Annotated in this window: 4 protein-coding genes; 2 read left to right on the forward strand and 2 right to left on the reverse strand. The window is 60.5% G+C overall.

Going from position 1 to position 14,042, the window contains the following annotated elements:
• Nucleotides 1-247 precede the first annotated feature (247 nt).
• Together AC0L2M_RS05710 and AC0L2M_RS05715 are read right to left on the reverse strand one after the other, a co-directional pair.
• Nucleotides 248-2,890, reverse strand: coding sequence for an AAA family ATPase (locus AC0L2M_RS05710; protein WP_473534301.1), 2,643 nt, complete (start codon nucleotides 2,888-2,890; stop codon nucleotides 248-250).
• A 46-nt stretch (nucleotides 2,891-2,936) separates the two neighbouring features.
• Nucleotides 2,937-8,924 (reverse strand): DUF3320 domain-containing protein, encoded by a 5,988-nt coding sequence (locus AC0L2M_RS05715; protein ID WP_473534302.1) that lies wholly within the window; start codon nucleotides 8,922-8,924, stop codon nucleotides 2,937-2,939.
• Between the two features lie 328 nt (nucleotides 8,925-9,252).
• On the opposite strand from AC0L2M_RS05715, the gene AC0L2M_RS05720 reads away from it, so the two are divergent.
• Both AC0L2M_RS05720 and AC0L2M_RS05725 read left to right on the forward strand, forming a co-directional pair.
• Nucleotides 9,253-10,512: a metallophosphoesterase family protein gene (locus tag AC0L2M_RS05720; RefSeq protein ID WP_473534303.1), complete on the forward strand. Its 1,260-nt coding sequence runs from the start codon at nucleotides 9,253-9,255 to the stop codon at nucleotides 10,510-10,512.
• Nucleotides 10,509-13,979: an ATP-binding protein gene (locus AC0L2M_RS05725; protein ID WP_473534304.1), complete on the forward strand. Its 3,471-nt coding sequence runs from the start codon at nucleotides 10,509-10,511 to the stop codon at nucleotides 13,977-13,979. The genes AC0L2M_RS05720 and AC0L2M_RS05725 overlap by 4 nt, the downstream gene beginning before the upstream one ends.
• The last annotated feature ends 63 nt before the right edge of the window (nucleotides 13,980-14,042 follow it).

Genomic DNA, 14,042 nt, shown 5'->3' on the forward strand with positions numbered 1-14,042 from the left:
ATCAGCCGATCGAAATCGACGAGGCGCCGCACCGCGATCGGCAGCTTTGCGCGGTAGCCCCGCGTCCAAGTGCCCGAGACGACTAAGTCCAAATAGCCCGCTGGCAGGCTGGCGTCCCCAGCTTGCCCAACGGCAAGGGGTCAAACTAGCACTGTTGCTTTCCGCTCATTTTGCTTGGTAAGCACCACGAGGGTGCTCTGGTTTCTCGCCACGGCGATGTTCTGGCTGACCTCAGAGAAAAGTAGCGCTATTTCTTTGGCTTCATCTGCGGCCGATCCGCCTCTGCTGCCTCGCTGTCGGACTTCAGATCAGCAACTAGGGCCTCCAGTTCGGAAAGATGCGCGATGAACTCCTGGGGAAGGGGGACGGCTACCGTATCCGCCGCGGGATTGTCGTGGCTGTGAGTGTTTGCGCGGGTCATGCCTTCGTGGAATCGTATTGCCAACGCGTCCGAGAGTCGAACATAGCGCAGTAGCTGGGTTTGGATGACATCCGTTCCTCTTCGCACGATGTCCCGGAATATCACTTCCTCCACCACACGCTCGTAAGTGTCGCGTAATCGGCCATAGAGGTTCTTCACGCGGTACTCGTATTCGGCCGGGCTGGTCGCAAGCAGCTTGGTCAGTTGTGCTGAGTCGTTCTTCAACAGCCCGATGCGCTTGCCGACGTTTTGCCCCTTCCACGGCATCCCTGCCGTATCCACTCTGCCAGCGGCAGCCTTGTCGCTAAAAAGTGCCACCGTGACGGGCTCGATGCCCACTTCATCAGCCGCGCGACTGAGCTCATTGAAAAACACAATATCGTGCGTAAACACGATGACCTGTCGCTTGGTTGCCTCCTCAGCGATCCGCTGGGCGACCCTTGCACTTCGATCGCGATCGAGCGACGAAACGGGATCGTCAATCACGATCGGACCTGAACCGTCGGTCAAAGCAACTTCGGTCAGGAATCCGGCAAGAGCCAAGGCACGCTGCTCACCCTCGCTCAGGATATCCGAGGTGACCTTGGCCAGTTTTGTCTTGGGATCGACCTCGAATTCCGCCTTTGTCTGATTGCTCTTGCGTGCGAGGCCTACCTTGAGGTGCATGATGTCGAAGCGGGCGCGCTCGGCATCAAAACGCGTGACGACGGCTGTTGTCAGGTGGGCATCGACAAGCTCATTCGCGCGCTGCGTAATGCCACGAGTTTGAACGTCGGCGAGAGCCTTGGAGTAGGCGTCATCAACGATGAGCAAATTCCGTCGCACGGTGAGCTTCGTTTTGTTGATGGAGAGCAGCTTGCGGTCCTCAAGCTCCGTCTTTTCCGCCAGGAGTTTGATCCGCTCTTCGTTGTCTCCCGCCTGCGTTAGTCCATCCTTCTCGCCTTTCAATTTGAGCGCGAAAGTTTCCAGCTGCTCGATCGGCACGACGAGAGGAGGAATTGTCTGACTGCTCTCACCCCGCAATCGCGCGAGGGCCTCCGCTCGCCGTGCGACCGCCGATGCCTGGAGGGTTGCGAGGGCGCCAGCGAGCATCTCGTCCCGCCTTTTTACCTGCTCGAGACGGTCGGCAAAATCGGAGGCGCCAAGGAGAGCCAGAGCATGCATGCTTCCCAGGGCGTCTTCGACGGCTTTCTCCGCTTCCCGGGCGGCAGCATCGAGTGTGTCGTCCATGTATTTTTGGAAACGCTGCATGCGGGCAGCACCGTCGGGCAAAAGCGGCTGCTGGCATAGCACGCATGCAGCAGCGCCGCCGTCTGCCACCAGAACCGGGAACTCCTTATCCTTATAAGCTTCTGTCACCGAGTAGTTGCGAGCCGCCGCCCAAAGTGCCCGCCATGCACCGCTTCCGACACCTGGCAGAGGTTCATCGGTGAACAACTCGCCAGCGGCTACCGTCGCTGCCTGGCGTGCTGCAACTGCTGAAGCGCGGAGCTTTCGAAGCTCGTCCAGAGTTGCATCTGCGAATGCCGATCCGACAGCCCCGACCTCCAGCAGCAGCGCATCTGTCCACTTCAAAAGCGCGGTGACGTCGGCAGCGGCGGCAGCGCCTGCGGAAAGGGCGGAGGTGAGTTCAGCGAGACGCTGCTGGTCCGTCTCGGTAAACGTCGTTGCCGACTCAATCTGCGCATCGGTTGTGGACTTGTTCAGCTTCTTGTTGAAGAGCTGAGCCGCGGTGCCGTGCTGGGCAGGAAACGCGAGCGCAGTCAGTTCGACCTTGTTGCCGACTTCCTTCGCCCGTTCTGCCTCCAGTTTCTCCTTCAAGGTAATGCAGACTGCGTTGAGCCGATGCGGCAGAGCCAGTCCGAAAGGAAGAAAACGGATTTGATTTCCGCCGTCGACGTAAAGCTCGGCGGAGGCCGTATCAAACACCGCAACTTGCATGAGCTGCGGCGACGCTGTGTTGCTTGGCGACCAGGGAACTACTACCTCGCCTTCGCCGGCATCGATCACGATGTCGGCTGTCTGAGGGCCGGGCGTGCTTCCGTAAACGTCAGCAAGAACCTTCAGCCTGGCTGGGTTCTCAACGCGCGTCCGACAAGCGGTGCGAAAGATCCGAACAAACCCGCTTTTGCCGCTCCCGTTGCGACCGTAGACGATCGTCAAAGCCTTGGGACAGAACGTGAGAGACGCCTTGGGCACCAGCCGATTCACATTCTCGACATTGGCGATGCGCTTGAGGACGATAGGTTGATATTGTCCGTTCCCAAAGTGGGCTTTCGTAAACGGTATCGGGGTGGGCGGCGCCGAAGTGAGCGCAAAGCCGGCCGCGTATTTGACCATCGCCAGCAGAGCCACAATGTCAGCATCTGTGAGCTCATTGCTGATCGCCAGCCGCCGCAGAGCGTCCTGTTTCCAGGCCGAGAGCTTTGTCGACCAGTCGACAACATCATCAATCGGCGTCCCCGCCATTATCCTTCCCCCATAAAAACCCTAGCGAATTCCTGTGGGACTCTGGCTAGGAGGATCCAGCAATATGCTGTCTCGCCCTGGCGATCGCCTCGTCCAGCCGCGCGCGCGATACCGCGGCAAGGCGCTCAACTCCAAGAAGATGGGCCATGTCGCGTGCAGGATCGGGCATGTCGAGAAGTCCGGGATTGTCGATCACGACCGAGGCAAGCTCCGCCAACGGTATGTCGGCAATTGAACGTCGCGCTTCCTCGTTGACCGGCTGACGATAGGGAAGGAGATCCGAGAGCCCGCCCTTTTTCCAAATGAATTCGCCGCTGGATTCCTGCGTGCAATCCAGATCTCGCAGGTGCAGGTCGATCCTCTCGCGGATGCGGCCGCCCGTGCGCAGCCAACCGTGAACCCGTGCAATGCGCTGGGCGAGAACGTCAGAGCGCAATGGGCTCTCCATGTCAACGACGGCTTCGATCATCCCGCGCAGCGTGGTGCCGTAGCTAAACTCGAAGAATTGCTCGGGGTCCGGCCGAAAGTCCGTTAGATCCGTCACACGATAACGTCTTTGTCCGCCCTGGTTTTGGGTTGGCTCGCCGACCATCGTTGAAAATGCTGCAAAGCCCGAGGGCTCGGGTGCTGTGGCAACACTTGCCGAAACCAGCTCAACCTCGGACGTGGTCGGGAGGGGCAGGGGCTCCTCGATTGGGGCCGGCGTCTGGGCCTCCGGTTCGCCTGTCGGCTCGAGCTGCTGACCCATTTCCCAACTCGTTGTCACCTCCCCCGTCTGCTCGCTTGAATGACGCGCCCGGCTTTCCTCAAGCAGGGTCTCCAGGGTTGCGTGAAGGCGATCCGCGCAGCTCTTTGCGTCAAACCACCAATCCGTCGACCAGACACGAAGGATGGTCCAGCCGAGCCCGGTCAGAACCTGCTCGCGAACCTTGTCGCGATCCCTTGCCGTTGCCGATCGGTGGTAGGTCGCTCCATCGCACTCGACGCCCGCGAGATAGGCCCCAGTCAGATCCGGGTGGCGAATTCCCAGATCAATCCGGAAGTCGGAAATCCCGACTTGCGGAACGACTGTCCAGCCGCGCTGCTCAAGATGATCGGCGACTGCTTCCTCGAACGGGGAATCGAAGCCGCCCACCGATCCAAGATCCTGGGCGGGCAATGCAATTGGGCCGCGTTCGGCATAGTCGAGGAAGGTCTTCAGATGCTGGACTGCGATCGCCTTGCTTCGCGATGGATCGATCTGGTCCGCCGTGAAACCGGAGAAGACGATCAGTTCCTGGCGGGCGCGTGTTACCGCGACGTTGAGGCGGCGCTCGCCACCGTCTCGGTTCAACGCCCCAAAGTCCATTGCTGGTGGCCTCCCGGAGGCATCCTTGTAGAATGTGATCGAGAACAGGATAACGTCTCTCTCGTCGCCCTGGACGTTCTCCAGGTTCTTCACGATCGTCGGCTCGACCCGGTCTTCGGCAAAAAACCATTCGAGTTCCGGACGGTCTCGGCGTGCGGCATCGAGCAGGTCCAGGATCAATGACTGCTGTTGCGCATTGAAGGTGATCACGCCCAAAGTCGGGCGACCGTTCTCCGGCAGGGCCAGCCAGCCCATCATCCGGGTGACTGCCTCGCGCACGACCGCCATGGCCTCGACCTTGTTGGTGCGGCTCTTGCCACGGTCATAGACGCCATCAGGAACCCGGTGCAGGCGAACCGCACGGTCATCGACAGCCGGCGAGGGGAACGTGACCAGGCGGTTATGGTAGTAGTGATAGTTGGAGAACGCGATCAGCGATTCACTTCGGCTACGGTAGTGCCATCTGAGGTCGCGCACCGGGATCCCGGACGCCCTTGCTTCATCGAGAATGCTCTCCAGGTCCTTCTCGTGATCCGCAATCTCCTCTTCGTCCTCATTGCGGCCGAAGAAGTTGGTCGGCGGCAGTTGCTTGGGATCACCCACGATGATTGTCTGCCGCGCTCTGGCTATGGCGCCGACTGCATCCCAGGTGGTGATCTGCGAGGCCTCGTCGAAAATCACCACGTCGAACAAAGCCTGGTTCGGGGGAAGGTATTGCGCAATGGAAAGTGGTGACATCAGCATGCACGGGGCAAGCTTGGCAAAACTCTGCGGCATCTTGCCGATCATGTCGCGGATGGACTGGCTCGGTCGCTGAAGCTCCATTTGATGTCGCAGCAAGCCGAGTTCGGAGTTGCGTGAGACGCTCTGTACCGGCGCAAATCCATGGGCAAGCGCGCTGACGACCCGCTGGGTCGCATGAGTGCGCACCAGGTCGTCGATCTCGCGAAATTCCGTAATGGCGTTCTCGTGCTGGAACCTGCGGAAGCTTCGCAATACGGGATCGCCGTCGAGAACCTTCGGCAACCACCATCTGGCATAACCCGCACGAAAGGCCGACCGTGCTTGTTCGGGGGCTATTGTTCCCGTCTCGATTTGCCCAACAAGAGGCGCAAGATGGTGGTGGATGGCCTGTCTTTTCACCTGGCACCAGGCTGCCCAATCGCGAAACAAGTTTCGAGCATTCGGTAGCGCAATCAGCTTTGCTCTAAGCACTTCAAGGCCAGGACCGTCCGAAGTATCCGCAAGCTTCCGTGCCGAAACCTCGCCGAATGCCAGGCGCGCGGCCTCAAGTTCCTTGACGGCCGCCAGCAGCTGATCGCCGGCCTCGCGCAGCTGGTCGTTTTCAAGGGTGCCGCGCAGACTTGGCGCGACAGAACGGACGACGGCCCGAAATTCGTCCGGGCTGCGGCCAGGAATGCGAAGTGATACGCGAAGCCGTCGAGCAAGATCGAGGGTGCCGCCGATGGCCTTTACGTCCGTTGCCAGACCTTCGATCGGCAGTGGCTTGCCTCCCAACGGGCTGTGGTCGACCGCAGCCAGAAACTCTCTCATCCGACGGAGCAGCTGAAGTTCCTTGCCGGGGTCGGCGGTGCCACGTTGTGCTCGGCTTTGAAGCAGTTTCTGGATCTTGCTTTTGCCGAGCGCCGATCTTGGCCAGAACGACGCTTCAGCATCACGCCATTGGCGATCCATGACATCCAGATCGAGGTCACGGACAGTCGCAATCTCATAAGTGGCGGAGAGCCTACGCTCGGTTTCTCGATATCCCTGGATCGAGCGCTCCAGGGCAGTGACCGCATCCGCGAAAGTCGAGAAATCCCGGTCATATGCTATCGAGATATCGCGACTGCGGGCCTGGGCCATGATCTGCGCCAACCCCACGAGCGACTGGATTTCCGCATGCGACAATGGCTCACTGGGAGCAAGACCTAGACAGGACTGATAGTCCCGTATCGATGCAGTCAACTGGCCGATGGCGGAGTGCAGAGACGTCGCTGTAGCAAGCAACCTCAGTTGCCAATCGCTGCTCCATTCTCCAACATCGATCAGGTCCAACTCCGGCCGACGTTCAACCGACGCGAAGACCAGGCCGACCTGCGCGGCCAGATCCTCCAGCGCCAGCAGCGTTTGTGCGTCATGCGAGTCCGGCGCCTGCCACGTGAACGCCGGTGCCGGATGATCGTTCGATTTGAGTGCAATACCCAATGCCAGATAGGGCGTCCAACCGTTCTGGTAGCGCTTGTGAAGCGCCGCGACATAGGCGTTCAACTCGTCCCGGCGCGAGCGAAGCCGCTCATTGATGGCAATCCACTGTGAGGCGTCCGCCCGGCCATTCTCCCATGATGCCTTCAACTGGGCGAGAAAATGCCTGCGATCGGCCTTATTCGAATGCAGCTCAATACAGTGATTTCCAAGTCCGTGTTCGCGCAGCCGGCGGTAGACTACATCGAGCGCGGCAGTTTTTTCGGCCACGAACAGGATTGTTTTGCCGACCCCAAGGCAGTTGGCGATCATGTTGGCGATCGTCTGGCTCTTTCCGGTCCCGGGCGGCCCGACGATGACGAAGTCACGTCCCTCGGCCGCTGCCATGCTTGCCGATGTTTGCGAGGAATCCAGGGGAAGCAGGCTTATGATGCTTGAAGGTTGATACGCATGATCGAGCTCTGCCTCATCGCGAAAGGCCGACTGTCCGCCTGAGCTCTCGAACGTCTGCTGGGGCGTATCGATGAGGTGACGAACGACCCTGTTTTGACGAAGCGCGTCGGTGCGTTCGACAAGATCCTTCCACATCAGGAACTTGGCGAACGAAAATGTCGACAGCGCGGTCTCGTCGATCACCTCCATGCCAGGAACATCGCGCACTGCCTGTCGCATCGAGGACAGGATCCGCGGCACGTCGATCCCGCTGTCGTCGAGCGGCAAGTCACCGGCAAATTGAGGAAGACGAAGTTCGAAATCCCGCTCCAGGAACTGAAGAAGTGTGGCATTGAAGCGTGGCTCGTCCTCATGGAAGCGGATCGTGAAGCGCGAGCTTGCGCTGCGCCGCTCAAGCCGGACCGGCACCAGCAGCAGCGGCGCCCGGTAGCTGCGCTCATCCTCCGGTTTCTTCTTCCAGCGGAGGAAACCGACGGCGAGGAACAGCGTATTTGCTCCGCCCTCAGCGAAGTCGTTGCGAACTTGCCGGTAGAGGTCGATCAGCCTCGCTTCAAGCTGGCGGGCATCCAACGTGGAGGCGAGCTCATCCCTGAGCAGCGCTTCAGCCGCGAACCCGCGTTGCAGATCGCGACCGTGGACATCCCGATAAAGCTCCGCATCGCGTTCTCCCAAAGGGTTTTGCTCTGGCAGCGAAATAAGACGGACCGCAGCCCCGTTCGCCAACCTGTCTTCCAGATAGGCGACGTCGGTGCACAGGAAGGGAATTGTCTTCTTCGAATCGGGGAAATTAAGCAGCCGGTTCCTGAGCGTCAGGTCGAGCAGCTTCTTTTGCCAGCGGTCGATGCGCCCTGCCCCTGTGGTGGGCTTGATCTCAACGGCCTCAGCCGGCATCTCGCCGATTGCTGGCGCCGCCGGAAGTGGCAGAGTCGCAACCGCTGTTGCCGACTCTTCGTCGGCGACATTGCGTCGGACCGGCTCGTGCGAGGCGAGCGGTGTGATGCCGCCGCTGCGTGATCGCCGCACGTCTATGGCTGCGACGAAGGCATGTGCCTGCTCCTCCGCAAGCCGAACACTGAGCGCGTTCTGCGCCGCTTCTAGCGTCAGCGCAGGCCGGTGCGTGACGCCTGTGGTCTCAAATGCAATGAATTCGCGCGAGGCCAGCGCCTTGCGGACCTCCATCTGATCCTGCTCAACCGCATTGGCAAAAGTGCGCTTGGCCAGCCAGACCCCCACAGCCGCATGTCCATCAAACATCAGGACGGCGGGATGGAGACCGGCTGCCTCCAAGGCCGCCGCGAAGAGAAGCGAAGTATCCAGGCAGGTCGCGAGGCGCTCCTCGGCAATCGTCGTGGGGCGCCTGACTTTCTGGCCACGGCTCTCGAAGCTTGCGGGAGGCTCGGCATAGTGCAGCCCCATGCCGGCCATCGCCGAATAAATTGCGGCAGCCAGCATGTATGCCCGTTGCGGGCTTTGCGATTGATAGCCGTCGAGGCCACTCGGATGCCCGTGCGCGGCAAGCCGTTCGGCCGCTGCCTTAAGGATCGGCGCAACGCCGGGATCATTGGGCATCACGAACGCCGGAAGCAGTTGAGCCATGTCCGCGACGCCACCCCACTCGTCGCGCGCAAGCAGCCTCACCGTCACTCGCTTTTCGTCCAGGACCTCACCGGCCGCAGACAGGCGCAAGGTAATCTCACCTCGCTCAGCCTCGTTCAGGCCGGCGAGATATCCAGCGTCAAGCTCTACCTTGCGGTCACTCAGCTGGAGCCGGTCGCCTGGGATGAGGCGGTCTACCGTCCAGGTCTTCGGCCGCAGGAACGACGGCGACGACGTAAGCTCCAGCCGGCAATTCTCAAAACTGCGGGCGGTGTCGTTATCGAGCCGGATGGACCGGATAACCGGAATCGCATTCTGATAGGATGCATAAGTGAAGCTGGACGCGACGTCGGCAACTATGGTCGAGCCAGGTGGCCTTCCGGCAACTTCACTATCATTTGTTACTAACTCTGAACTATCTGCAGATTGCATTGACCCTGTACCCCCGCGTGGAGATTAAGCAATTTCTTGAGGATATTAAAAGGCTCTTGGCTGACGGATGAATAAAAAAGCTTCGCTTATCCACGCGAAGTTGAGGCTCGCAACAGGGAGGTCAGGCCTGTCAATGCTCCCTCACAAGAAGGTCGCAGACACCCTATCCTGACTTCGAGGCCTCAATTCACAGATACTGTTGCCGAACGCCGGCGCACTTTGCTAACCGGACTGGAGACGCCTTCGCCGCTCGCTGCGACGTTTTGGGCGATTTGACTTGATGGGCAATGTTGCCTGAACGTCTGTTCGGGCCGGGAGAGCGCGCCAGATGGCATTTCGATTTGTTCATACAGCCGACACCCATCTCGATTCACCGCTGCGCACGCTCGCGTTGCGCAATCCCGAACTCGCCGAACTGGTGGGAGATGCCAGCCGCCAGGCTTTCATCTCGATCGTGGACCTGTGTCTTGCGGAGCGGGTTGATGCGCTTGTCATTGCCGGCGATCTTTACGATGGCGATCAGACATCAATGAAGACGGCGCGCTTCTTGGCCTCGCAAATGATGCGTCTGCACCAGGCCGGTGTCAGGGTCTACATGATCCGCGGCAACCACGACGCCATGTCTCGAATCTCTAAACAGCTCGTCCTGCCGGACACGGTGACGATTTTCAGTGGCCGCACGCAGTCCGTGATCCAGTCGGGCGCCGGGCTGGACGTCGTGCTTCAAGGACTGAGCTTCGCCAGCCCCAAGGTGGCCGAAAGCCTGCTGCCCAAATTTGCCGGCCCCCGAGAGGGCGCCGCGAACATCGGCATCATGCACACCAGCTTGGCCGGCTCGCCCGGCCACGACGTCTATGCGCCTTGCAGCGTCGCCGACCTGCAAGGTCACGGCTTTGAATATTGGGCCCTTGGCCATATTCACGTTCGCAAGGTCTATCCCGGCGCAAGCACGCTCGTGATGCCTGGAATCCCTCAGGGCAGAGACATCAATGAGGCTGGTGAGAAATCGGTCACCCTGGCGACCATAAACGACGATCGGTCTGTCGACATTGAGGAGAGGCTGACCAGCGTCGCGCAGTTCGAGCGCGTGAGCGTCGACCTGGCAGGAACATCCGAACTGCCCGAGGCCGTCGGCCGCATCCGGTCTGCGCTTGAACAATCCCGGACTGCCGCCAGATCACAATACCTCATCGCCCGCCTCAGCCTGGTCGGCGCTTCCGCGCTGTCATGGACGATGATCCGCGATAAGGATTTGGTGCTTGCCGAGGCCGAACAGGCGGCAGAGCAGGTGGGCAACACGTGGGTGGAGAAGGTCGAACTCAATCTCTCTGCTCACGGAACTGGGAAGTCCGAAGACGTCGCGGATCCGACCCTAGAACTAGCCGAGTCAATGCGCGCCAACGCAACGTCGGACGCATTCCGTTCGGACGCCAGGGAATTGGTGTTGAAGACCATCGCGGACCTGCCGCCGGATGCGCGAGACTTCGCAGGAAAAGACGAGTCGGCGTTGGAGGCATTCCTCGATGACGTGCTTGCACGTGGCGTCGACCTGGTCACGGCTCGCCTCAAGGCAGGCGGCACGCGATGAGATTGCGGCGGCTCGATCTCACCCGTTACGGCAAGTTCACCGACAAGGCGATTGACTTCGGACCCAAGCCGAGTTCAGGGCCTGATCTGCACATAGTGTTTGGCTTGAACGAAGCCGGCAAATCGACCGCGCTTTCTGCCTATCTCGACCTGCTCTTCGGCATCGAAGAGCGCAGTCGCTACAATTTCCTGCACGAATATAGCTCCATGCGCATCTGCGGGCTGCTCGAATTTGAGGCGCAGACGCTTGCCGTTTCACGCACCAAGAGTCGCAGCAACTCGCTGCACGATACCGAAGGTCGGCCACTGAGCGAGATTGCCATTTCGGCTCACCTCGCCGGATTGTCCCGCGATGCCTACAGCAGCATGTTCTCACTGGATGACGAGACGCTGGAAGCAGGGGGCAAGGCGATCCTTGAATCGCGTGGTGATCTCGGCAAGCTCCTTTTCACCGCCAGCGCCGGGCTTGGTCATGCGAGCGATCTCTTGGCCGCACTGGAGACGGAGGCAGATGGACTTCACCGAAAACAGGCCCAGACCACTGAAATCGCGGTGCTGAAGAAGCGGTTCGCCGAACTCAAGTCACGCAAGGAAACGATCGACACCCTGGCCTCGACATTCGAGGCGCTCGAGGCGGAACGGGTGGAGGCCCAGGACAAGTATGATTGCAGCCTCGCTGAACGCTCAGTGTTGTCGGCGCGGCTCGCCACAATCGACCGCTATGCGCGTGCTGCGCCGCTGCTTGCGAAGATCAAGCGCAAGGCGAGCAGACTGGCTGAGCTGCCTGACATCCCGTCTCCTCCCAGGACCTGGAGCGGCAGTGTCGCCGATTTGATCGATCATGACGCCCGGCTGAGAACCCGCCTCCAGGCCAATGCCGACGAGATCGATCGGGCGAAGGCTAAGATCGCGGCAATCGTTCTCGACGAAGCTGTGCTGGCGATCTCCGAACAGGTGCGAGGACTCGCCGATCGCAAGGCGCGCTATTTATCCGCGGGCATGGATCTGCCGACCCGCAAAATGGAAGTCCAGATGCTCGACCAGACGGTGGCGAACTGTCTCACCGCGCTCGGAAGATCGGCCGAACAGGATCCATCCCGGCTCATACTGCCGGCGTTTGTGGTCGGCACGCTTCGCAACATGGTCGAACAACGCTCCGGGATTACGACGAGCCTGCGGATGGCCCGCTACGAAGCCGCTGCCGCGCTCGACGGGCTCAATGCTGCGCGAGGTCGCGTTGGCGAGGAGAGGGCGGTGCCCGAGCCCGTGAGGGCCCGGCTGATGGCAGCCGTGTCCGAGGCGAAAGCCAGCACTCACGCGCGCGAGATAAAAGAAGCTCGCGCGATGGAGGACGAGCGGCAAACAAAGCTGGCCGATACGATGCGGCGGCTTCGGCCGTGGTCGGGAGATGCGGACGCACTTTCGAAGATGTTGGTTCCGACAGCGACGCACATTGCTGCCTGGAAAACACTGGCCGCAGATCTTGAAAAGGACAAGGCAGTCTTCTCCGAGCGCCTGGCTGAGCATGAACAAAGCCGAGTATCTACTTCGTCACGGCTGGCTGCTGTTCGCGCCTCGACCGATCTCGCCGACGATGACATAGCCGCAGCCATTCGACGTGAGCGACACGAGGCCTGGCGAAATCACCGGGCGGACCTCAAGGCTGAAACCGCAGCTGTCTTTGCCGCAGCATTGGCCAAAGACGATCATGTCGGCGCGGCTCGATTGGCCCATGCGGGCGAGCTCGCGGATCTGCGCGCAATCAAGCAGAGGGCTGCCGAGACCGAAGCGGCAATAGAGCGCGTAAGCTGCCAACTCGCCGGCGTGGCTCAGCGTGCAGAAATGGCGTCCGCCGAAATCAAGCGAATGGCCACCGCCTTGCTTGAGGATTGCCAGGCCCAGTCGCTCGACCTCTTGATCGGACTTATCGAGGAGCGCCTTTCCGCGCGCGCCGACGCGCTTGTCGCTTGGGACGACATCCTGCTCGCACGCGCAAGGATTGAGCGCGCCAGAGCCGAAGGCGAACGGATCCATCTCGGATTGGCCTCGGCTCTTCAGAGTGTTGGAATACAGACCGAAGCCGGGGAGGCTCTGGAGGCGAGGGTGGTTGTCGCCGACCGTTTTCTGGACAGGCAGGCGAAGGTCGACGCCGAACGAGCGGAGGCGCTGAGGATCGTCGCCGCGAAAGAAGAGGAACTGACCGCCAGGCGGCTCGCTGTTGAAATTGCCGAGCTGCGAGAGGGTGCATGGCAGGCCGAGGTCAAGGAAACACTAAAAGGCACCTGGCTCCAAGAAGGCATCGCCGGAACTGGGCTTGGCAGCGTGCTCGATCAGTTATCGGAGCTGTCCAAGGCCCTGCAGGATCGTGAGGCCATGCGTATCCGCATCAGCAAGATGGAGGCGGACAGGACTGCATTTGCTGAAGAGGTGGCACGCCTTGGTACCCAAGCCGGCGAGCCTGCAACCGACGAGGCGCCAGAACAGGTGAGCGCCAGGCTGACAGAGCGTCTAGAGCAAGCCGAGCGTGCCCGTGAGGCGAGGGCAAATCTCCTCCTTGACGTTCAGAAGTTGCAGGATGTTCGAGAGGCAATGAACGCCGAGTTCGCGGCACACGAGAAAACAAAGCAGGAAGTGCTCGATGCCTTTGGGGTGAAGACTTTGCCGGAGGTCGTGGAGCGCGATGAACAGCTTCGCGAGCGAAATGACCTGCACAGTGCCGTGGCCGAGCTTGAAGAACGACTGACGAGCGAGCTCGCCCTCAACGACTTCATCCAGGCGCAGTCGTTGCTGGAAGGCCTCGATCTCGATGGGCTCGCAATTGAAAAGGCCGAACTCGAGCGGCGCCTCGCCAACCTCGATGAATCACTGCAACAGCAACTCGTCCGACGAACCCGGGCGACCGACAAGCTCGATGCGATCGGCGGCGACAGCGTCGTTGCCCGGATCGATGCCGATCGTCGCACCGTCCTTCTCGAAATCGAGGAGAAGGCCGTTCGCTTCATTGAATTGAAACTTGGGGTGATGTCGGCGGCGAGCGCGCTCCGGGTCTATCGCGAACGTCACCGCTCTGGAATGATGAGCGAGGCCTCCGACGCCTTTGCACTGATCACGCGGGGCCAGTACACAGGCTTGACCACCCAGCCTATAAAGGGCGGCGAAGTACTCATCGCAACGCAGCAGGATGGCCAATCGAAGGTCGCAGACGCTCTGTCGAAAGGTGCGCGTTTCCAACTCTATCTGGCTCTACGCCTGGCCGGATACTATGAGTTTGCCAAGCTCAGGCCTTCTGTCCCATTTATCGCCGACGACATCATGGAAACCTTCGACCATCTCAGATCGGAGGAAGTCTTCCGCCTGTTCGGCGAGATGGCCAGCGCAGGCCAGGTAATCTACCTGACCCATCATCAGCACCTGTGCGACATTGCCAAGGCCGTCATTCCTAAAGTCGCCATCCACGAGCTCGGGTAAGATCAAACGGCATTTTTGTTGGCCCGATCTCGCGAGGCAAGCCGTAGGACAACCACCGCTTTG

This window comes from Mesorhizobium sp. WSM4806 (genome assembly GCF_055811635.1).